The sequence below is a fragment of the Pseudomonas typographi genome, assembly GCF_014694385.1.
GTDB lineage: Bacteria > Pseudomonadota > Gammaproteobacteria > Pseudomonadales > Pseudomonadaceae > Aquipseudomonas > Aquipseudomonas typographi.
The window spans coordinates 53,039-72,501 of sequence record NZ_JAAOCA010000009.1 but is presented as its reverse complement, the minus strand read 5'-3'; the positions used below and the strand labels follow the sequence as shown (position 1 = coordinate 72,501).

Sequence of the window (19,463 nt, the reverse complement as noted above, 5' to 3'; positions counted from 1 at the left end):
CCCAGGAGCCTCTTCATGCCGCACCACCCCGTGCTTTCCCGCCTGGCTCGCCACCTGCGCGTCGCCCTGGGCAGCCTCGCCCTCGCCGGCATCGCCAGCCAGGCACTGGCCGCTGAAACCTTGCGCTTGGCCCATGCGTCCAGTAGCGACAGCCTGGTCAACCAAGCCATGACCCGCTTCGCCGAACAGGTGGAGAAACAAACTCATGGCGAACTGCAAGTGCAGGTATATCCCGACGGGCAACTGGGCGACGAAGCACCCATCGTCGATTCGGTAGGCGCAGGCGCCATCGACATCGGCCTGGGCGGTGCGGTAGATGGCATCGAACCCAAACTCAATGCTTTGTCGTTGCCCTTTTTGTTCAAGGACGCCCAGGCCGTGCACGCCTACCTCGATAGCCCTGCCGGGCACACGTTGCTGAGCGCGGGCGAAGCCCACGGTTTCAAGATGCTTGGTGCGCTGGACTCGGGCTTTCGCCAATTCGCCAACAGTAAACACCCGATCACCCAGCCCGCAGACCTGGCCGGGCTGAAGATCCGTACACCGCCCAACCCGGTGATCCTTGCCACCATCAAGCAGTTGGGCGCATTGGGCCAGTCGATTCCGTTCGGCGAGGTGTACACCTCGTTGCAGTCGGGCGTGGTGGATGGTGTGGAACCGGAGCTGCGCGACTTCAACGACCAGAAGTGGTACGAGGTGGCCAAGTACGTGTCGATGGCCAACTACATTTGGTCGGCAAATTTTTGGTTCATCAACAAAGACAAATACGACGCCCTACCCGCCGCCGAGCAAAAGGTACTGGACCAGGCCGCAGCGGACACCACTACCTGGTATCGCGAGCAACTCGACAGCGTGTACGCCAAGGTCCAAACCCAGATGAAAGCCCACGGCGTGCAGTTCAACGATGTCGACAGCGCTGCGTTCCAAGCCATGGTCGGCCCGGTGTACACGCAATTCGGCGAGGTGTGGGGGGCGGATTTCGTCGCCACCCTGCGCAAAAACGCCCAGGGGCAGTAAGCCATGCCATTGACCCTGCACCCCGATGCGCCGCCCCGCTCATGGCCTGAGCGGGTGCTGGGCGGCATGGGGGTCCTGATGTTCTGCATCACCTTGCTGGCTACCTTGGCGGGAGTGTTGTCGCGTTATTTTCACTTGCACGGCTTTGAGTGGTCGTTCGAAATTGCCACGTTGTCGTTCATCTGGGTCACCTTCATCGGTGCCGTGATCGCCGAACTGCGCCATGAAAACGTGCGTTTTCAAGGGCTGGTGCGGTGGCTGCCGGCGCGCGCGCGGCGCTGGTTCGATAGCTTGGCCAACGCGGGGCTGTTGGTGGTCGCAAGCTGGCTGCTGTACAGCAGCGGCAGCTTTTTCGCACGTTCGGCCTGGCTACCGACGCCGGTGCTGCGTTGGCCAACGGGCCTGTCGACCTTGGCGCTGATCAGCGCCGCGGCCATGCTGGCGATCATTGCACTGGTGCGCCTGGTGCGCGATTACCGGGGCCACGGGGACCAGGCATGACCGTCGCCATCTTGTTCCTGGCCTTTGTGCTGTTGTTGTTAGCGGGCCTGCCGGTGGTATGGGCAATGGCCGGCGGCACCGTAGCCGCACTGGTGCTGGGCGACCTCCACTTGCCCTGGGCGTGGCTTGCGCAGCAAACCTTACGCGGCGCCGACTCGTCCACCCTGGCGGCGATCCCGTTGTTCTTGCTGGCTGGCGAGTTGATGAACCGTGGCGGTTTGACCCACCGCATCATGCGCGTGGCGGAGCATATCTTCGGCCGGATACAGGGCGGGCTTGGCTTGGTAAACGTGGCCACCGCGTTCGTCTACGGCGGCTTGACCGGCTCGGCCACCGCCGACACCGGCACCGTGGCCAAGGTGATGATCCCGGTGATGGACGCGCGCGGCTACCCACGCCCATTCGCCGCGGCGGTCACCGCCGCGGCCGGCACATTGGGCATTATCGTGCCGCCCAGCGTGATCTTGATCATGTATGGGGTGCTGACCAATACGTCCATCGGCGGGTTGTTCATGGCCGGCGTGCTACCCGGTGTGCTGCTGGCCGCAGCGTTCATGCTCACGGCATATATCGTGGGCCGCCGCGCCGGCTACCCAAAGGCCGAAGGCCGGCTGGACTGGGCCGCGCTGCTGGGCGACCTGCGCGGGGCGCTGCCAGCACTGATCATGCCGGTGATGGTGCTGGGCTCGATCACCAGCGGTATCGCCACGGCCACCGAGGCCGCGTCGTTATCGGTGCTGTATGCGCTGGCGGTGGGCGCCCTGGTGTACCGCCAACTGGGCTGGCGTGACCTGCTGCCAGCGACCGTCGAGGCCGTAACCATTACCGGTTCGGTGATGATCATCATGGCCGTGGCCATGCCATTCGGCTGGATTCTCACCTTCGAGCGGGTACCGCACACCGTCGCGTCCTGGATTACCCAACTGCACACAGGCCCACTGGTGACCATTTTGCTGGTGATCCTGGTACTCAAGGTGGTGGGTTTCTGGCTCGACCTCGGCCCGGCGATGATCATCCTCGCACCGATCCTGGTACCGGTGGCCAAGGCGGCGGGCTTCGAGCCCTACCAAATTGGCCTGATCTTCACCATGACCCTGGGTTGGGGGCTGTTCACCCCGCCCATCGGTACCAACATCTTCGTAGTGTGTAACGTGGGGCGGGTCGACATCGGCTCGGTGTCGCGGCACCTGGTGCCGTTTTGGGTCGCCACTGCGGCGGCCATTGCCCTGCTGATTTTCTGCCCAGCGCTGACCCAGTGGCTGCCACGGGCGATGGGCTACTGAGCGACTTCCAAGATCGGGAATAACCATGAAACATTTGATCGGTGGCATTTCCAGCGCCGGCCGCGCTTTGCCTGACGTGGCTGGCCAAGGCTTCAGCGTGTTGCGTTCGCAGGGCCCATGGCTGTGGGACAGCCTGGGCGAACGTTACCTCGACACTGCCATGGGCTTTGGCGCAACGATGCTCGGCCATGCCCACCCGCAGGTGGTCGAGGCGGTGTGCCAGGCGGTGGGCAATGGGCCGATGCCGTCGTTCGCCCATGCCCAGGAAGAACAAGCTGCCGCCGCGTTGGCCCGCTTCACCGGGCCGCTCTCCCAGGTGGTGTTCGTCAACACCGGCAGCGAAGCGGTGCACTTGGCCAGCCGTGTGGCCCGCGCCGCCACGGGCCGGCGCCAATTGGCCAAGTTCGCCGCCGGCTACGACGGCTGGTTCGACGCCGTGGCTTTTGGCAACGCCGGCGGTGGCGATGCCACCATGGCCGGCCCACGACCGCGGCAGGGCGACCTGTGGTTGCTGCGGTACAACGACTTCGACGATGCCGAGCGGCTGTTTCGCGATTGCCCGGACTTGGCCGCGGTGATCGTGGAACCCGTGCTGGCCAACGCCGGCTGCGTACCACCGGCACCGGGATACCTTAAGCATTTGAGCGATGTGGCCCACCGCCACGGCGCCTTGATCATTCTCGACGAAGTGCTGATGGGCTTTCGCCTGCAAGCTGGCCTCGCCGGCACGATGCTCGGTGCCGAGGCGGATATCGCCACCGTGGGCAAAGCCATCGGCAGCGGCATGCCGGTGGCGGCGGTGTTGGGCAAGCCCGAGGTGATGGCCGTGTTCACCGACGGCCGGGCCACCCGCGCCGGCACTTACAACGGCGCGCCGCCGGCCTGCGCGGCGGTGATCGCCACCTTGGCGCAACTGCAACAACAGGATTACCCCGCCCTGCTCGCCACCGGTGAGACCACCCGCGAACGTATCGTGCAGGCGTTTGCCGATCACGGCCAGGCGGTGTGCAGCAGCGGCTATGGCACGGTGTTCAGCCTCTGGCCCGGCAGCCAGGCACCGGCCAACTATGCCCAGGCCACGGCACTGGCCGACCCGCACTGGGCCGGGCGCCTACATGCCGCACTGCGCGCGCAAAAGGTCATGAGCATGCCGTTCGTCTATGGCCGCAGCTACCTGACCTTCGCCCACGGCCAAGCGGAGTTGGATACCCTGGTGCAAGCGTACTGGCAGGCAGCGGCGGCGTTGGCACAGCCAGGTTAACCAACTATGCCGTTCGCCCCTCGGTCCCCCCGGGGGGCTGAGCGGCCTGTGTCGTACCCGGGCATTGCCGCGCGGCCACCACCCCACCGGTGAGTGTACTGAACTGCTCGCGAATGTAATGTGCCAGGCGCCGTGTGTTCAAGCGGGCATCCGCCGGCAGAATCAAGGCCAAGTCCAGGGTAGGCAATGCCGGCAGGCGCGGGTCGTTGTCCAGCAAGCGCCAACCCGGCGGGACCACCGAGGCCGGCAAGGCGGTGATGGCCGCGCCGGTGCGCACCGCGTGCAGCACCCCAGGCAGGTGCGACGAGGCGCTGACTACCCGCCACGGCGTGCCGGCGCGGTCCAGGGCCTCGAGAATCCGTGGGCGTGCCCGGCAGACGTCGGCGAATAACGACAGGGGCAGCACGGCGTTCGCCTCTGGCGCAGCGCCCGGTGCGGCGCACCAGAACTGTGCTTCGCTACGCAGGTATTCGCCGTTTTCCTGGGCCTCGGCACGGGTAATGATCGCAAGGTCGATTGCCCCTTCGGCCAGCGCCGGTTCGAGCCGGCTCGAAAAGTCGCAGATCACCTCCAACTGCAAGTGTGGGTAGCGCGCGCCGAAGCCTTGCATCAACGGGCAGCCGACGGTTTCGAGGTAATCGTCGGGCATGCCGATGCGCAGGCGAGTGGCCTCTTGCGTACATTGCAAGGCCATCAGCGCTTCGTCTTCGAGCATCTGGATGCGCCGCGCATAGCCGATCAGCCGCTCACCCTGCGCCGTCAATGCCACGCCACGGCGTGAGCGGTCAACCAATTTGCAACCGAGGCGGGCCTCCAGCCGTGCCAGCATCAGCGACACCGCGGCCTGGGTTTTGCCGATCCGCTGGCCGGCGGCAGTGAAGCCTCCATGGTCGATGACCGCGACGAAAGCGGCCAGTGCGTCGGTATCGAGGTGGCGCATGGCGGATGTTACCTTAGGCGCAAAACAGCCAAGGCCGTTGCAAGGTTCGTTCCACGCATCCGCCGCCGCTGACGCCACCGACCCACCCACGAACAGGGCACCTTCCATGCGCATTCTGGTTGTCAACGTCAACACCACCGAATCGATCACCCATACCATCGCCGAGCAAGCGCGCAGCGTGGCCGCGCCAGGTACCGAGATCGTTGGCCTCACCCCGCGCCTGGGCGCCGAATCGGTAGAGGGCAACTTCGAAAGCTACCTGGCGGCCATCGGCGTGATGGATTGCGTGATGGCTTATGACCAGCCGTTCGATGCGGTGATCCAGGCCGGCTACGGTGAACATGGCCGCGAAGGCCTGCAAGAACTGCTCGATGTACCGGTGGTGGATATCACCGATGCCGCGGCCAGCCTGGCCATGCTGCTCGGCCACAGCTATTCGGTGGTGACCACCCTGGAGCGCACTGTGCCGCTGATCCAAGATCGCCTGCGCTTGGCCGGGTTGTATCAGCGTTGCGCCTCGGTGCGGGCCAGCGGGCTGGCGGTACTGGAGCTGGAAGCCTCTCCTTCACGGGCGCTTGAGGCCATCGTGGCGCAGGCCGAAGCTGCCGTGCACGAGGACAAGGCCGAGGTCATCTGCCTGGGCTGCGGTGGCATGGCCGGCCTCGACGCATTGATCCGCGAACGGGCCGGCGTACCGGTGGTCGACGGCGTAACAGCGGCGGTCACCTTGGCCGAATCGCTGGTGCGCCTGGGCTTGAGCACCTCGAAGGTTCGCACCTATGCCAAGCCCCGGGCGAAACAGATCAAGGGCTGGCCATTCGAGCATGGCCGGGGCTGAGCGCTGGCATGGAACCACCATTCAGGCACGGGGTGCACCACCTTGCACTATGGTTAAAGAAGGTCACCGTTTCGATGACGGGGCGGTGAACCCTGTGTTCAAATACCCGGTCGATAGCACACCACCGTAAGCTTGGCGGGAGAACCACCTTGAACCGACACAGTCTCACCCTCGCCGCTTGGAGCGCCCATGCCTTCACGGCCACCGGCGTTTTCACCGCGCTGCTGGCCACCTTGGCCCTGTTCGAAGACAAACCTCAAGCGTGCCTGCTGTGGTTGGGCGTGGCATTGATCGTCGACGGCGTCGACGGTACCTTGGCCCGGCGCATCAACGTGCGCGAGGTATTGCCGCATTTCGATGGCAGCGTGCTGGATTTGGTTATCGATTACCTCACCTACGTGTTCATCCCCGCGCTGTTCATCTATAAGTACATCCCGCTGCCGGAGCACACACTGCTGCTGACCACCACGGTCATCCTGGTGTCGTCGCTGTTCTGCTTCTGTAACGTGAACATGAAAAGCAGCGATAACTACTTTGTGGGCTTCCCCGCGGCTTGGAACGTTGTCGCGCTGTGCCTGTATATCCTTACCCCAGCCCCATGGCTGACCTTCGTCACGGTGATTGGCCTTGCCATCTTGACCGTGAGCCCGATGAAGTTCCTGCACCCGTTCCGGGTCAAGCGCTTCATGCCGTTCAACATTGGGGTAACCTTTGGCTGGCTGTTGTGCAGCTTGTGGTTGATCGTAATCCGCCCCGCCCTGGAACCGGCGCCGCTGCTGCTGTGGTTGGCGTGCTCGGCCTATTTCGCCGGTATCTGTGTGTGGCGCACCGCCTTGGAGTGGCGCCACCGGGCCGTGAGCTCGCGGCGGATGTAAAGCGTTTTCCAGAAGCCTGAATGGCGGCATTCTGCCGTCAGTCAGGATTGGATTCAAAAAGCCAGCATTGGTTGTATAGTCAGCCTTTCTTCAGGCAAAGCCGTGAGGGCGCTATGGAGTGGCTTGGCCTGCATCTCGGCACGGTGGTGCCCCCCCCTGGCTACCAGGTACTCTACGCCTATCATCAACCGGCACTGGTGGCGGTGGCCTACCTGGTGGCGTGCGCCGGCAGCTTTGCGACGCTCGACATCAACGAACGCATTTACCAGGCGGGCCTGCGCCGCGTGCGCTGGCAATGGAGCGCGCTGTGCGCAGCCTGCTTGGCCGGCACCATCTGGGCCATGCACTTCATCAGCATGCTGGCGTTCCAGCCGGCCCATGGCACCCACTACGACCTGGGCATCACCCTGGCCTCGTTGGGGATCGCTGCGGCGGCGGGGGTAGCATTGGTCTTGGCGCTGGCACGCCCACAGCTGAGCCTGCGCGGTTACCTGCTGTGCGCCAGCGGCATCGGCTGCGCGATTGCCAGCATGCACTATGTCGGCATGGCGGCGATGCACGCCCATGCCCAGCAGCACTATCACACCGGGCTGATGGCGGTGTCGGTGGCCTTGGCCATCGGCGCCAGCGGCGTAGCCCTGCTGTTGGGCCGGCGCCTGCGCGAAGAAAGCGGACCCTACCATCGCCTGCTCAAGGTTGCCGCGAGCTTGGTAATAGGCGCCGGGGTGATCGCCGCCCACTTTACCGGAATGTGGGCCCTGCAGTTGGTTGCCCCGGTTGATGGTGGCGCGCGCTCCGTAGCCAGCAACAACAGTTGGCAGCTTGCGGCGGCGGTGGCGAGCATCACGCTCCTGCTATTGGTGTGCAGCCTTATTGCCGCGTTGTCGGACAAAAAACTGCAACAAAAAGACCGCGACCTGCAACGGGTCAATGCCCTATTGGCCGAGTTGCACGCCATGCGCGCCTCGCTCGAACACGCCGCCACCCACGACACGCTAACCAACCTGCTCAACCGCCGCGGTTTCAACCAGGCGCTCGCGCTGAAGCTCGCCCATTGCCCGCCCGAGCGCAAATTGGCATTGATGTGCCTGGACATCGACCATTTCAAAGCCGTCAATGATCAACATGGCCATGATGCTGGCGATGCTTCGCTGCAAGCACTGGCCGCCGCCATAGGCGTGGCTGCGCGCAACCCGGGCGATATAGCCGCGCGGCTGGGTGGCGATGAGTTTTGCGTGGTGTTGGAGCTGTACACCCAGGCCGAAGCGCTGGCGTTGGCCGAACGCATCCGCCGCCTGGTGGCGCACCCCATCGAGGTGGCCGGCGAAGTGTTACACCTGACCACCAGCATCGGTGTTTGCGTAAGCCCCGGCCAAGCCAGCAATGCCGGCGAGCTGCTGAAAAGGGCCGATATCGCCCTGTATCGGTGCAAAGCGCGGGGGCGCAATGGTGTGGTGTGCTACGACAGCCAGTTGCCCAGCACCCTGCAAGTGGTCGGCACGCGTTGTGCGACCTTGCCCCTTGATGAAGCGCACCCTTTGACCTATGGCCGTTCCTGGGCCAACACCCAGGGCGAAACCACCACCGCCCATAGCGAAGGCTCGGCTTCAACGTAGCCTTGCGCCTGACTGGCGCAAAGGCTTTGAACCTCCCCTGAGGCCAGCCAAGCGGCGACTTGAGCGCGCTCGTCCTGAGCAACCGCTTCGGCGACCGCGACCAAATCCAGCGTGGGCGCGACCCACAGCAGTGCGCCCCGGGCGAAGAACGGTTGTAGTGCCTGCCATTCTACCCGCGCGGTTTCGCCCAGCAATTTGGCATAGAGGGTGCTTGTGTGTCTGGTCATGGGGCCTCGCCCGCCACTTAAAAGGCGCTGATCATAGCGCTTGGCCGCCTTTGGAAAAACCCAGTAGCGAAACTGAAGGCCGGGCGGACACCTTGCAAACACTGGCTCGAAGCCGACGGGTATGCCACGGATTGGCCGCAATCTATAACTAACGTTCATCTAGGCGACACAGCCGTGGTCGGCCCCCGCCACCCCGCTTTCACGGCGGCTACGCGCACTCTACACTGCGCGGTAATTTCGTGGGGTGGCTACCCCCACCAGGGTGGGTGAGGCCCTGTATTCGGCCCCGCGGCTACCGCCGCACGGCCATGAAAAAGACAACACAAGAACGGAGCGCTGTATGCACAATGTAAGCAAAATGACCCAGCTGTTCGCCGCCATGGCCTTGGTTGGCGCCGCCAGCTATTCGGTCGCGGCCGATACCATCAAGATCGGCATCGCCGGGCCCAAAACCGGCCCTGTCGCCCAGTACGGCGAAATGCAATTCAACGGCGCGAGAATGGCCATCGAGCAACTCAATGCCAAAGGCGGGGTAGCCGGTAAAAAGCTCGAAGCCGTCGAGTACGACGATGCCTGCGAACCGAAGCAGGCGGTGGCCGTGGCGAACAACGTGGTCAAGGACGACGTCAAGTTCGTGGTTGGCCACCTGTGCTCCAGCTCCACCCAACCGGCCTCCGACGTGTATGAGGACGAAGGCATCATCATGGTCACCCCGGCGGCCACCAGCCCTGAGATCACCCAACGCGGCTACAAGCTGGTGTTCCGCACCATCGGCCTGGACAGCGCCCAGGGCCCGGTAGCGGGTAACTGGATCGTCGACCACGTCAAGCCGAAGGTGGTCGCGGTGGTCCACGACAAACAGCAGTACGGTGAAGGCATCGCCACCTCGGTCAAAAAAGTCCTCGATGCCAAGGGTGTGAACGTTGCCGTGTTCGAAGGCATCAACGCCGGTGACAAGGACTTCTCGTCGCTGATCGCCAAGCTCAAGCAAGCCAATGTCGATTTCGTGTACTACGGCGGCTACCATCCGGAGCTGGGCCTGCTGCTGCGCCAATCGAAAGAAAAGGGCCTGAACGCCAAATTCATGGGCCCGGAAGGCGTGGGCAACGACTCCATCTCGCAAATCGCCGGCGAGGCCGCCGAGGGCTTGCTGGTCACCTTGCCGAAGTCGTTCGACCAAGACCCGGCCAACCAAGCGCTGACCCAAGCCTTCAAGGATGCCAACGAAGACCCGAGCGGCCCATTCGTATTCCCGTCCTACGCGGCTGTGCAGGTTATTGCCGACGGTATCCAGGCGGCAGGCAGCGAAGACACCGCCAAGGTCGCCGAGGCGATTCGCCAAGGCACCTTCGACAGCCCCATCGGCAAGCTGGCCTACGATGACAAGGGCGACCTGAAAGGCTTCCAATTCGTCGTCTACCAATGGCACTACGGTAAGCCCAAGACTGAGGCGAAGTAATTCGCCCTGCTGTGGGGGCATCGCGGGCGCGCAGCGCTCCTACCGCCATGCCCCACGGCGGTTTGATTTCACACCTGAAAATCAAGAATCCGTTATCCGCGGTTCGCCGGCGGCGGCTACCTGCGGCATCGTACCGGGCAGGCCCTGGTGAGCCGGCCATTTCAGGTTTTTAGGAGCACGGCAAATGCCCGACACCTTTCATTACCTTCAGCAGTTGGTTAACGGGTTGACCGTTGGCAGCACCTATGCGCTGATCGCCATCGGCTACACGATGGTCTACGGCATCATTGGCATGATCAACTTCGCCCACGGCGAGGTGTACATGGTCGGCTCCTATGTCGCCTTCATCGTCCTGGCGGGGCTTGCCATGTTGGGCATCCACAGTTTGCCGCTGTTGATGGTCGCCAGTTTCGCCTGCGCCATCGTCGTCACCAGCGCCTACGGCTACAGCATCGAGCGGGTGGCCTACCGGCCATTACGCGGTAGCAACCGCCTGATCCCGCTGATTTCGGCGATTGGCATGTCGATCTTCCTGCAAAACGCCGTTCAGTTATCCCAGGGCTCGGGGAACTGGGCCATCCCCAACCTGTTGCCGGGTAACTTCAGCTTCGGCCCCGGCGGCAACCAGGAGGTGATGGTTTCGTACATGCAGGTGGTGGTGTTCGTGGTCACCTTGTTGGCCATGGCTGGGCTTACGCTGTTCATTTCCCGCTCGCGCATGGGCCGCGCGTGCCGCGCCTGTGCCGAAGACATGAAAATGGCCAATCTGCTGGGTATCGATACCAACAGCGTGATCGCCCTGACCTTCGTGATCGGTGCGGCCCTGGCGGCCGTGGCGGCGGTACTGCTGTCGATGCAATACGGGGTGATCAACCCCTATGCGGGTTTTTTGGTGGGCCTTAAAGCCTTTACGTCCGCCGTGCTCGGCGGCATCGGCAGCATCCCCGGGGCTATGCTCGGTGGGCTGGTGCTCGGCGTCGCCGAGGCGTTCGGCGCCGATGTGTTCGGTGACCAGTACAAAGACGTTGTCGCCTTCGGCCTGTTGGTGCTGGTGCTGTTGTTCCGCCCTACCGGCATTCTAGGCCGCCCGGAGATCGAGAAAGTATGAACAAGCCAGTGAGGCAGGCACTGTTCAGTGCGCTGCTGGTGTGGGCGGTGGCCTACCCGATCTTCGGCCTGAAACTGGCATTCGCCGGCGTAACCCTGCAAGTGCACGGCGCAAGTGCCAGCACCCTGGGCTTGATCGCCGGTGCTTCGGTACTGCTGTTTCTACGGGTACTGTTCGCCGAGCCGCTCGGGCGGCTGCGCAAGGGTTCCGGTAAACCATGGGTACCCCCGCGGGTCAGCAACTACCTGACCTTGCCCAGCACCCAGCGTTGGGGGCTGGTAGCGCTGGTCGCCCTGGCGTTCGTGTGGCCGTTCTTCGGCTCCCGCGGTGCGGTGGACACCGCCACGTTGATTCTGATCTACGTGATGCTGGGCCTGGGCCTGAACATCGTGGTGGGCCTGGCAGGCCTGCTCGACCTGGGTTACGTCGGCTTCTATGCCGTGGGCGCCTACAGCTACGCGTTGCTCTCGCACTACCTGGGCTTGGGCTTCTGGGAATGCCTGCCCATCGCCGGCCTGCTCGCGGCGCTGTTTGGCTTGCTGCTGGGCTTTCCGGTGTTACGCCTGCGCGGGGACTACCTGGCCATCGTGACCCTGGGTTTCGGCGAGATCATCCGGATTTTCCTGCGTAACCTGACCAGCATCACCGGTGGCCCGAACGGCATCAGCAACATCGAAAAGCCTACGTTCTTCGGCTTGAGCCTGGAGCGACGTGCCGCCGATGGCGCACAAACGTTCCACCAGTTCTTCGGCCTGGACTACAACCCGGCCCACAAGGTGGTGTACCTGTACCTGATCGCATTGCTGCTGGCATTGGTGGCCCTGTTCGTGATCAACCGGCTGTTGCGCATGCCCATCGGCCGGGCCTGGGAAGCACTGCGCGAAGACGAGATCGCCTGCCGCGCGCTGGGGCTGAACCCCACCGTAATCAAGCTCTCGGCCTTTACCCTGGGCGCGGCTTTCGCCGGTTTCGCCGGCAGTTTCTTCGCCGCCCGGCAAGGGCTGATTACCCCGGAATCGTTCACCTTCATCGAGTCGGCGATCATCCTTGCCATCGTGGTGCTCGGCGGCATGGGCTCGCAGCTAGGCGTGGTACTGGCCGCGATCGTGATGATTCTGCTACCCGAGCTGATGCGCGAATTCAGCGACTACCGCATGTTGATGTTCGGCGCCCTGATGGTGCTGATGATGGTTTGGCGCCCGCAAGGCTTGCTGCCGATGCAGCGGCCCCACCTGGAGCTGCGCCAATGAGCCAGAATAACCTGCTAGAAGTCTCTGGCCTGTCGATGCGCTTTGGCGGCCTGCTGGCGGTGAACGGGGTAGGCATGGCCGTGAAAGAAAAACAGGTGGTGTCGATGATCGGCCCCAACGGTGCTGGCAAAACCACGGTATTCAACTGCCTGACCGGTTTTTACCGCCCTACCGGCGGCACCATCCTACTGGCCGGCGAGCCGATCCAGGGCCTGCCAGGCCATACCATCGCCCGCAAGGGTGTGGTGCGCACGTTCCAGAACGTGCGGTTGTTCAAGGACATGACCGCGGTGGAGAACCTGCTGATCGCCCAGCACCAGCACTTGAATACCGGCTTCTTCGCCGGCTTGTTCAAGACCCCAAGCTTTCGCCGCAGCGAGCGTGAGGCCATGGCGTACGCCGAGCATTGGCTGGAACGGGTAGACCTCAAGGCCTTCGCCAACCGCCCCGCCGGCACCCTGGCCTACGGCCAGCAACGGCGCCTGGAAATCGCCCGTTGCATGATGACCCGGCCGCGCATCCTGATGCTCGACGAGCCGGCTGCCGGGCTGAACCCCCGTGAAACCGACGACCTCAAGGCGCTGATCGGTGTACTGCGCGAAGAGTACGGCACCACCGTGTTGTTGATCGAACACGACATGAAGCTGGTCATGAGCATCTCGGACCATATCGTGGTGATCAACCAGGGTTCCCCGCTGGCCGATGGCACCCCGGAACAGGTGCGGGGCAACCCCGCCGTGATCAAAGCCTACCTGGGGGAAGCCTGATGCTTGAGTTTGAAAACGTGTGTACGTTTTACGGCAAGATCCAAGCACTGCATGAGGTGAATGTGCAGGTCAACCAGGGCGAGATCGTGACCCTGATCGGGGCCAACGGTGCGGGCAAGTCTACCCTGTTGATGACCCTGTGCGGCTCGCCGCGTGCGCAGTCGGGCAGTATCCGCTATCTGGGTGAAGACTTGGTGGGCCAGCAACCTTCGCAGATCATGCGCAAAAGCATCGCCGTGGTCCCCGAAGGCCGGCGCGTATTCGCCCGCCTTACCGTGGAGGAGAACCTTGCCATGGGTGGGTTCTTCACCGCCAAGGCCGACTACCAAGCGCAACTGGACAAGGTGCTCGGTCTGTTTCCCCGGTTGAAGGAGCGCTTCACCCAGCGTGGCGGCACGATGTCGGGTGGCGAACAACAGATGCTTGCCATCGGCCGTGCGCTGATGAGCAAACCCAAGCTGTTGCTGCTCGACGAGCCCTCGTTGGGCCTGGCACCGATCATCATCCAGCAGATCTTCGACATCATCGAGCAACTGCGCCGCGACGGCGTCACAGTGTTCCTGGTAGAGCAAAATGCGAACCAGGCGCTGAAGATCGCCGACCGCGCCTATGTGCTGGAAAACGGCCGGGTGGTGATGCAGGGCACGGGCCATGCGCTGCTGACGGACCCGAAGGTAAGGGAGGCCTATTTGGGGGCGTAATCGGGGGCGCGGCTAATGAAGCCGCTTCCTGCACATCAATTGCTCCATCTTGGCCGCATTGGGCCGCTCCACTACACCCTTTTCGGTCACGATGGCGTCTATCAGGTCGGCCGGCGTGACATCGAACACCGGGTTGAACGCCCGCACATCAGCCCCCACCCGCTTGCCTGCAACCTCCAGCAACTCGCTACCGGCGCGCTCCTCGATGGGTATTTGCTCGCCGTTCTCCAAGCTCATGTCTATCGTCGAGCTGGGTGCCACTACCATGAAGCGCACATCGTGGTGCATGGCGTTGACCGCCAATTGGTACGTACCGATCTTGTTGGCGACATCGCCGTTGGCGGTAATGCGGTCCGCACCGACGATCACCCAGGTCACACCCTTGGTGCGCATGATATGCGCCGCCGCCGAATCGGCGTTGAGCGATACCGGGATGCCCTCGTTGGCGAGCTCCCAGGCGGTTAGCCGTGAGCCCTGTAGCCAGGGCCGGGTTTCATCGGCATAAACCTGTTCGACCAAGCCCTCGAGGTAAGCCGCGCGGATCACACCCAGGGCGGTGCCGAAACCACCAGTGGCCAGCGCACCGGTGTTGCAGTGGGTCAGCAATACCTGGGGGTTGCCTTGGCGTTTGCGGATCAGCTCCACGCCCAGTTGCGCCATGGTCAGGTTGGCCTCGCGGTCGCTTTCGTGGATCGACACCGCTTCGGCCTCGAGCACCGCCAGCGCCTGGTCATCGCCAGCCACCCGGGCAAGGCGCTCACGCATGCGGTTCAGCGCCCAGAACAAGTTCACCGCGGTGGGCCTGGACGCGGCCAGCAGGGTAATATCCGCGGCCAACGCCGCGCGCCAATCGCCGCCGGCGGCCAGGCGCTGACGGGCGCCGAGCACCACAGCGTAGGCAGCGGCGATGCCGATGGCCGGCGCGCCACGCACGACCATGGTACGAATGGCGTCGGCCACACCGCGGGCACTGTCATAACGCAACCAGGTTTCGTCGAAGGGTAGAACCCGCTGGTCGAGAAGGAACAGGGCGCTGTCGCGCCAATCGATGGCTTTAACTTTTTCCGCAGCCAACAAACGATCGCGCATGCCACACTCCCGCAAATGTACTTCAAAAGCGCCCGATTATACCCCCCCGCCCCGTCTAGCGCTCGGGTATACTGCGCCTTTGCCCTATTGACTGTAGACGGAACACCACTATGCCTGTAGCCCCTGCCGCCCTGGACCTGCTGCTGCTGCCCACTTGGCTGGTGCCAGTGGAACCGGCCGGGGTGGTGCTGCAGGACCACGCACTGGGGGTACGCGACGGCCACATCGCCTACCTGGGCCCTCGCGACCAGGCGCCGCCGGCCCGGGAAACCCGCGAACTGCCCGATTGCCTGCTCACCCCCGGGCTGGTCAATGCCCACGGGCACGCCGCGATGACACTGCTGCGCGGGCTGGCAGACGACTTGCCACTGATGACCTGGCTGGAGCAACACATCTGGCCGGCGGAGCAGCGCTGGGTCGATGAAGCCTTCGTAGCCGATGGCACGGACTTGGCCATCGCCGAGCAGCTCAAGGGCGGCATCACCTGTTTCGCCGACATGTACTTCTACCCCGCAGCCGCCTGCGAGCGTATCCACGCCAGCGGCGCCCGCGCCCAGGTCGCGGCACCGATTCTCGACTTCCCGATTCCGGGCGCCAGCGGCCCCGACCAGGCACTGAGCCAGGCGGTGGAGCTGTTCGATGCCTACCGCCATCACCCACGGCTGAGCATCGCCTTCGGCCCGCATGCGCCCTATACGGTCAGTGACGAAAACCTGCAAAACGTACAAGTACTGGCCAACCAGCTCGATGCGCCGGTACAGATGCATGTTCACGAAACCGCCTTCGAGGTGCAACAGGCACTCGACCAACACCAGGAGCGGCCGCTGGCGCGCCTGGCCCGGCTAGGCCTGCTTGGCCCACGCTTCCAGGCCGTGCACATGACCCAGGTCAGCGATGCCGACCTCGCTTTGCTGGTCGAATACAACGTAAGCGTGGTGCATTGCCCCGAATCGAATTTGAAGCTCGCCAGCGGCTTTTGCCCGGTAGAGCGCTTGTGGCAAGCCGGTGTGAACGTGGCGGTCGGCACCGACGGCGCGGCCAGTAACAACGACCTTGACCTGCTCGGTGAAACGCGCACCGCGGCGCTATTGGCCAAAGCGGTGGCCCATTCGGCGACGGCATTGGACGCCCATCGGGCGCTGCGCATGGCCACCCTCAATGGCGCCCGCGCGCTGGGGCTGGCGGCCCGCATCGGGTCGCTGGAAGTGGGCAAGGCCGCCGACCTGGTCGCCTTCGACTTATCTGGCCTGGCCCAGCAGCCATTGTACGACCCGCTGTCGCAACTGATCTACGCCACCGGCCGCGACTGCGTGCGGCACGTCTGGGTCGAGGGCCGCGCATTGCTCGATGACCGGCGCCTGTGCACCCTGGATGAAACCGCCTTGATCGCCCGCACGCGCGCTTGGGGCCAGCGCATCGCCGCTGCCGATGTCGCCTGAGGCCGCCGAGGCGGCGACACGCGGGCGCAAACGTTTTTCAAATTGTTGAGGATGATCCATGAGTAACGTCGACCAGGCGGAAATCGCCAAATTCGAGGCCCTTGCCCACCGCTGGTGGGACCGCGAAAGCGAATTCAAGCCACTGCATGAGATCAACCCGCTGCGGGTCAATTGGATCGACGAGCGCGCGAGCCTGGCTGCAAAAGCCGTGCTCGACGTAGGCTGCGGCGGCGGCATTCTCAGCGAGGCGATGGCCCAGCGCGGCGCAAGGGTGACCGGCATCGACATGGGCGAGGCACCCCTGGCGGTGGCGCAACTGCACCGGCTCGAGTCCGGGGTAGACGTGAACTACCGGCAGATTACCGCCGAGGCCCTGGCCGAGGAAGCGCCCGCCCAGTTCGACGTAGTCACCTGCCTGGAAATGCTCGAGCATGTGCCAGACCCGTCTTCGGTGATCCGCGCCTGCTGCACGCTAGTCAAGCCTGGCGGGCAGGTATTCTTCTCGACCATCAACCGCAACCCCAAGGCCTACCTGTTGGCCATCGTCGGCGCCGAATACGTGCTTAAAATGCTGCCGCGCGGTACCCACGACTTCAAGAAGTTCATCCGGCCCTCGGAACTGGGCGCCTGGAGCCGCGCCGCCGGGCTGGCGGTCAAGGATATGATCGGGCTGACCTACAATCCGCTGACCAAGCACTATAAATTAGCCAGCGATGTAGACGTGAACTACATGATCCAAACCGTTCGCGAGGCCTGACCATGAAGCTTCGCGCCGTACTGTTCGACATGGACGGAACACTGCTCGACACAGCCCCGGACTTTATCGCCATTTGCCAGGCCATGCGCGAGGCCCGCGGCCTGCCGCCGGTCGATGAACAGCGGGTGCGCGAGGTCATCTCCGGCGGTGCACGGGCGATGGTCAGCGCCACCTTTGCGCTGTTGCCCGACGCCGCGGAGTTCGAGGCCCTGCGCCTGGAGTTCCTGGAGCGCTACCAGGCCGGCTGCGCCGTACACACCCGGCCATTCGACGGCATGGAGCAACTGCTGGCTGATATCGAGCACGCGCATTTGCCCTGGGGGGTGGTGACCAACAAGCCGGTGCGCTTTGCCGAGCCGATCATGCAGCAATTAGGCCTGGCACAGCGGTCGAAGGTGCTGGTGTGCCCGGATCATGTCACCCGTAGCAAGCCAGACCCAGAAATGCTTCTGCTGGCCTGCCAACAGTTGGGCCTGCCGCCGCAGAGCGTGCTGTTCATTGGCGATGACCTGCGTGACATCGAAGCCGGCCGCGCCGCCGGCACACGTACCGCGGCAGTGCGCTTCGGCTACATTCACCCCTACGACAACCCTGGCCATTGGGGTGCCGACGTGGTGGTCGACACACCGCAGCAACTGCGCCGGGTGCTCGACCAAGCCCTGTGCGGGTGCTGAGCATGTTCACCTACCAAGCCCCCCCGCAACTGCTCGCCGGCCGGCGCATCCTGGTTACCGGCGCCGGCCGCGGGATTGGCGCGGCGGCGGCGGAAACCTTCGCTGCCCATGGCGCGCAGGTGGTGCTGCTGGGGCGCCATGGGGCGGCACTGCAACGCACAGCCGACGCCATCGCTGCGGCCGGCCATGGCCAGGCACAGGCCGTGCTGCTGGACCTCGAGCACGCCCACGAGGCTGATTACCAGGCCTTGGCCGGCCAATTAGGCACGCATTTGGATGGCGTGCTGCACAATGCATCGTTACTCGGCCCGCGGGTAGAGCTTGAGCACATTACCCCCGCCGAGTTCGCGCGGGTGATGCAAGTGAACGTGAACGCCACCTTCGCCCTGACGGCGGCCCTGTTGCCCCTGCTGCGTAGGGCGCCCAACGATGCTTCGCTGGTGTTCACCTCCAGCAGCGTCGGGCGCAAGGGCCGGGCCCAATGGGGGGCCTATGCGGTGTCGAAATTCGCCACCGAAGGCCTGATGCAAACCCTGGCCGATGAACTGGCCGGCACCCGACTGCGCGCCAACAGTGTCAACCCAGGAGGCACCCGGACCGACATGCGTGCCCAGGCCTACCCGCACGAAGACCCCCAGCGTGTGCCCACGCCAACCGATATCATGCCGGTGTACCTTTACTTGATGGGGCCTGACAGCGCCGCGGTAAACGGCCAGGCGTTGAACGCGCAGTAAGCCTAGGCGGGCATCGCTTCGCCAGCATCGGCATGGGCGGCGAGGGTCATGCGTTCAAGCTCCATGCAGCGCTCCAGGAACAGGTACATGTAGTCGTAGCTCTTGCAGATAGCCTTGCGCAGCTCGGCCTGCAGTGAGCGCGACGGGTTGGGGCCGGCCAGGGTGCAGATGATTTCCAACGCTTCCCAGGGGTGCGCATCGTCGTACTCGGCATGCAGCGCAAGCCAGCGCATGGCGCGTTTGCGCCCCGCCTCGGGGAAGGCATTGGCGTAGGTGTCACTGGAGCACACGACGTGCGCCCACTCTCCGGTGGCACCTTCGATGGCGTAGTTGGTAGCGGCCATGCCGATCACCAAGGTATCGGACGCGCTGCTGTGCCAACACCAATGGCTTAGCGCCGTGAGCTCTGGCGGGACTTTCTGCGCGTGCAGGTCTTCCACTGTCACGCCATGGGCCTGGGCCCAATGCACCCAATAGTCGGCATGGTTGAGTTCGACGCGGATGTTGCGCATCAGCCAGCGCCGCGCCATGTCTTCGCCGGGGCTACGCCCGTAACGGGTTTTGGTAAGGTTCTGGGCCATGTACAACGCAAACTGCTCCACCACTGGCCAGCCACCGACCAGGTATTGGCGCATGGTCGTGGCGGTTAACGTGTTGTCACGCAACTTTTGGTAGAACTCATGGTTGACCACTCGCTGTTTGGCGATGCTGCAATCTCGTAGCAACTGCTGGGCCCACACGGGGTAGCTGGTGGCCTCCATCAGTGGGCCAGTACGGGTGAACACAGCTTCGGTTAATTCGGTCATGAACAACTTCCTTTTGCGTCGTGGGTAAAGCCGATCGCGTCAAGGCCACGCGAACGGCAGCCGAACCTAGTGTGGTATCTCAGAAGTTAGCTGCACAATGTTGACGGTGCTTTTTACGGCC

The 19,463-nt window shown here is 63.9% G+C and carries 20 protein-coding genes; 16 read left to right on the top strand and 4 right to left on the bottom strand.

What is annotated here, in order from left to right; all coding sequences use genetic code 11:
• Positions 1-15: 15 nt before the first annotated feature.
• The 4 genes from HAQ05_RS09030 to HAQ05_RS09015 are packed head-to-tail and all read left to right on the top strand — an operon-like array spanning position 16 to position 4,062.
• Positions 16-1,017 carry a TRAP transporter substrate-binding protein gene (locus HAQ05_RS09030; RefSeq protein WP_190419595.1) on the top strand — a complete coding sequence of 334 codons (1,002 nt, stop codon included), beginning with the start codon at positions 16-18 and terminating at the stop codon, positions 1,015-1,017.
• Positions 1,018-1,020: 3 nt separating this feature from the next.
• Positions 1,021-1,518 carry a TRAP transporter small permease gene (locus HAQ05_RS09025; protein WP_190419594.1) on the top strand — a complete coding sequence of 166 codons (498 nt, stop codon included), beginning with the start codon at positions 1,021-1,023 and terminating at the stop codon, positions 1,516-1,518.
• The gene (locus HAQ05_RS09020; RefSeq protein ID WP_190419592.1) at positions 1,515-2,801 is read left to right on the top strand and encodes a TRAP transporter large permease; all 1,287 of its coding nucleotides are present in this window, start codon (positions 1,515-1,517) and stop codon (positions 2,799-2,801) included. The genes HAQ05_RS09025 and HAQ05_RS09020 overlap by 4 nt, the downstream gene beginning before the upstream one ends.
• Before the next feature lie 25 nt (positions 2,802-2,826).
• Entirely contained in the window at positions 2,827-4,062 is a 1,236-nt protein-coding gene (locus HAQ05_RS09015) for an aspartate aminotransferase family protein (protein WP_190419590.1), read from the top strand.
• A 4-nt stretch (positions 4,063-4,066) separates the two neighbouring features.
• Here the strand turns inward: HAQ05_RS09015 and HAQ05_RS09010 are convergent, their stop codons facing one another.
• Complete coding sequence (locus HAQ05_RS09010; RefSeq protein WP_190419588.1) at positions 4,067-5,002, bottom strand: LysR substrate-binding domain-containing protein; 936 nt, start codon at positions 5,000-5,002, stop codon at positions 4,067-4,069.
• Positions 5,003-5,108: 106 nt separating this feature from the next.
• Here HAQ05_RS09010 and HAQ05_RS09005 point away from each other — a divergent pair, with 106 nt between their 5' ends.
• The 3 genes from HAQ05_RS09005 to HAQ05_RS08995 all read left to right on the top strand — a co-directional run bounded on the left by HAQ05_RS09005 (position 5,109) and on the right by HAQ05_RS08995 (position 8,331).
• A complete protein-coding gene (locus HAQ05_RS09005) occupies positions 5,109-5,840 on the top strand; it encodes an aspartate/glutamate racemase family protein (protein WP_190419586.1) in 732 nt (243 codons plus the stop codon).
• Positions 5,841-5,989: 149 nt separating this feature from the next.
• On the top strand, positions 5,990-6,715 hold the full coding sequence (gene pcsA / locus HAQ05_RS09000; protein WP_190419584.1) for a phosphatidylcholine synthase: 726 nt from the start codon (positions 5,990-5,992) through the stop codon (positions 6,713-6,715).
• A gap of 113 nt (positions 6,716-6,828) precedes the next feature.
• Positions 6,829-8,331 (top strand): GGDEF domain-containing protein, encoded by a 1,503-nt coding sequence (locus tag HAQ05_RS08995; protein WP_190419582.1) that lies wholly within the window; start codon positions 6,829-6,831, stop codon positions 8,329-8,331.
• Here the strand turns inward: HAQ05_RS08995 and HAQ05_RS08990 are convergent.
• A complete protein-coding gene (locus tag HAQ05_RS08990) occupies positions 8,259-8,558 on the bottom strand; it encodes a DUF2288 domain-containing protein (protein ID WP_190419574.1) in 300 nt (99 codons plus the stop codon). The genes HAQ05_RS08995 and HAQ05_RS08990 overlap by 73 nt on opposite strands.
• Before the next feature lie 340 nt (positions 8,559-8,898).
• Between HAQ05_RS08990 and HAQ05_RS08985 the strand changes: the two genes are divergently transcribed.
• The 5 genes from HAQ05_RS08985 (at position 8,899) to HAQ05_RS08965 (ending at position 13,843) form a co-directional block, all read left to right on the top strand.
• Positions 8,899-10,017 carry a branched-chain amino acid ABC transporter substrate-binding protein gene (locus HAQ05_RS08985; RefSeq protein ID WP_190419572.1) on the top strand — a complete coding sequence of 373 codons (1,119 nt, stop codon included), beginning with the start codon at positions 8,899-8,901 and terminating at the stop codon, positions 10,015-10,017.
• Positions 10,018-10,201: 184 nt separating this feature from the next.
• Positions 10,202-11,125: a high-affinity branched-chain amino acid ABC transporter permease LivH gene (gene livH / locus HAQ05_RS08980; RefSeq protein ID WP_190419570.1), complete on the top strand. Its 924-nt coding sequence runs from the start codon at positions 10,202-10,204 to the stop codon at positions 11,123-11,125.
• Positions 11,122-12,375, top strand: coding sequence for a high-affinity branched-chain amino acid ABC transporter permease LivM (locus HAQ05_RS08975; protein ID WP_190419568.1), 1,254 nt, complete (start codon positions 11,122-11,124; stop codon positions 12,373-12,375). Before livH ends, HAQ05_RS08975 begins: the two co-directional genes overlap by 4 nt.
• Positions 12,372-13,142, top strand: coding sequence for a high-affinity branched-chain amino acid ABC transporter ATP-binding protein LivG (livG, locus tag HAQ05_RS08970; protein ID WP_190419566.1), 771 nt, complete (start codon positions 12,372-12,374; stop codon positions 13,140-13,142). Before HAQ05_RS08975 ends, livG begins: the two co-directional genes overlap by 4 nt.
• On the top strand, positions 13,142-13,843 hold the full coding sequence (locus HAQ05_RS08965; protein ID WP_190419564.1) for an ABC transporter ATP-binding protein: 702 nt from the start codon (positions 13,142-13,144) through the stop codon (positions 13,841-13,843). Before livG ends, HAQ05_RS08965 begins: the two co-directional genes overlap by 1 nt.
• Before the next feature lie 12 nt (positions 13,844-13,855).
• Here the strand turns inward: HAQ05_RS08965 and mtnA are convergent, their stop codons facing one another.
• Positions 13,856-14,932 (bottom strand): S-methyl-5-thioribose-1-phosphate isomerase, encoded by a 1,077-nt coding sequence (gene mtnA, locus HAQ05_RS08960; protein ID WP_190419562.1) that lies wholly within the window; start codon positions 14,930-14,932, stop codon positions 13,856-13,858.
• Between the two features lie 110 nt (positions 14,933-15,042).
• On the opposite strand from mtnA, the gene HAQ05_RS08955 reads away from it, so the two are divergent.
• From HAQ05_RS08955 to HAQ05_RS08940, 4 genes are read left to right on the top strand one after another with little or no spacing between them, the layout of a single operon-like run.
• Positions 15,043-16,371, top strand: coding sequence for a TRZ/ATZ family hydrolase (locus HAQ05_RS08955; protein WP_190419560.1), 1,329 nt, complete (start codon positions 15,043-15,045; stop codon positions 16,369-16,371).
• A gap of 58 nt (positions 16,372-16,429) precedes the next feature.
• A complete protein-coding gene (gene ubiG / locus HAQ05_RS08950) occupies positions 16,430-17,128 on the top strand; it encodes a bifunctional 2-polyprenyl-6-hydroxyphenol methylase/3-demethylubiquinol 3-O-methyltransferase UbiG (RefSeq protein WP_190419558.1) in 699 nt (232 codons plus the stop codon).
• A gap of 2 nt (positions 17,129-17,130) precedes the next feature.
• Positions 17,131-17,802, top strand: a complete 672-nt coding sequence (gene mupP, locus HAQ05_RS08945) for an N-acetylmuramic acid 6-phosphate phosphatase MupP (protein WP_190419556.1) — start codon at positions 17,131-17,133, stop codon at positions 17,800-17,802.
• 2 nt (positions 17,803-17,804) lie between these two features.
• Entirely contained in the window at positions 17,805-18,536 is a 732-nt protein-coding gene (locus HAQ05_RS08940) for a YciK family oxidoreductase (protein WP_190419554.1), read from the top strand.
• A 2-nt stretch (positions 18,537-18,538) separates the two neighbouring features.
• Here the strand turns inward: HAQ05_RS08940 and HAQ05_RS08935 are convergent, their stop codons facing one another.
• Positions 18,539-19,342, bottom strand: a complete 804-nt coding sequence (locus tag HAQ05_RS08935; RefSeq protein WP_190419552.1) for an iron-containing redox enzyme family protein — start codon at positions 19,340-19,342, stop codon at positions 18,539-18,541.
• Positions 19,343-19,463: the final 121 nt, after the last annotated feature.

Excerpts from the sequence above, each read along its gene's own strand:
- ubiG (WP_190419558.1), top strand. The coding sequence starts at position 16,430 with ATGAGTAACGTCGACCAGGCGGAAATCGCCAAATTCGAGGCCCTTGCC.
- HAQ05_RS08995 (WP_190419582.1), top strand. The coding sequence starts at position 6,829 with ATGGAGTGGCTTGGCCTGCATCTCGGCACGGTGGTGCCCCCCCCTGGC.
- HAQ05_RS08940 (WP_190419554.1), top strand. The coding sequence starts at position 17,805 with ATGTTCACCTACCAAGCCCCCCCGCAACTGCTCGCCGGCCGGCGCATC.
- HAQ05_RS09030 (WP_190419595.1), top strand. The coding sequence starts at position 16 with ATGCCGCACCACCCCGTGCTTTCCCGCCTGGCTCGCCACCTGCGCGTC.
- HAQ05_RS09025 (WP_190419594.1), top strand. The coding sequence starts at position 1,021 with ATGCCATTGACCCTGCACCCCGATGCGCCGCCCCGCTCATGGCCTGAG.
- HAQ05_RS08935 (WP_190419552.1), bottom strand. The coding sequence starts at position 19,342 with ATGACCGAATTAACCGAAGCTGTGTTCACCCGTACTGGCCCACTGATG.
- HAQ05_RS09005 (WP_190419586.1), top strand. The coding sequence starts at position 5,109 with ATGCGCATTCTGGTTGTCAACGTCAACACCACCGAATCGATCACCCAT.
- HAQ05_RS08965 (WP_190419564.1), top strand. The coding sequence starts at position 13,142 with ATGCTTGAGTTTGAAAACGTGTGTACGTTTTACGGCAAGATCCAAGCA.
- HAQ05_RS09020 (WP_190419592.1), top strand. The coding sequence starts at position 1,515 with ATGACCGTCGCCATCTTGTTCCTGGCCTTTGTGCTGTTGTTGTTAGCG.
- HAQ05_RS08990 (WP_190419574.1), bottom strand. The coding sequence starts at position 8,558 with ATGACCAGACACACAAGCACCCTCTATGCCAAATTGCTGGGCGAAACC.
- mupP (WP_190419556.1), top strand. The coding sequence starts at position 17,131 with ATGAAGCTTCGCGCCGTACTGTTCGACATGGACGGAACACTGCTCGAC.
- HAQ05_RS09010 (WP_190419588.1), bottom strand. The coding sequence starts at position 5,002 with ATGCGCCACCTCGATACCGACGCACTGGCCGCTTTCGTCGCGGTCATC.
- HAQ05_RS09015 (WP_190419590.1), top strand. The coding sequence starts at position 2,827 with ATGAAACATTTGATCGGTGGCATTTCCAGCGCCGGCCGCGCTTTGCCT.
- livH (WP_190419570.1), top strand. The coding sequence starts at position 10,202 with ATGCCCGACACCTTTCATTACCTTCAGCAGTTGGTTAACGGGTTGACC.
- HAQ05_RS08955 (WP_190419560.1), top strand. The coding sequence starts at position 15,043 with ATGCCTGTAGCCCCTGCCGCCCTGGACCTGCTGCTGCTGCCCACTTGG.
- livG (WP_190419566.1), top strand. The coding sequence starts at position 12,372 with ATGAGCCAGAATAACCTGCTAGAAGTCTCTGGCCTGTCGATGCGCTTT.
- HAQ05_RS08985 (WP_190419572.1), top strand. The coding sequence starts at position 8,899 with ATGCACAATGTAAGCAAAATGACCCAGCTGTTCGCCGCCATGGCCTTG.
- mtnA (WP_190419562.1), bottom strand. The coding sequence starts at position 14,932 with ATGCGCGATCGTTTGTTGGCTGCGGAAAAAGTTAAAGCCATCGATTGG.
- HAQ05_RS08975 (WP_190419568.1), top strand. The coding sequence starts at position 11,122 with ATGAACAAGCCAGTGAGGCAGGCACTGTTCAGTGCGCTGCTGGTGTGG.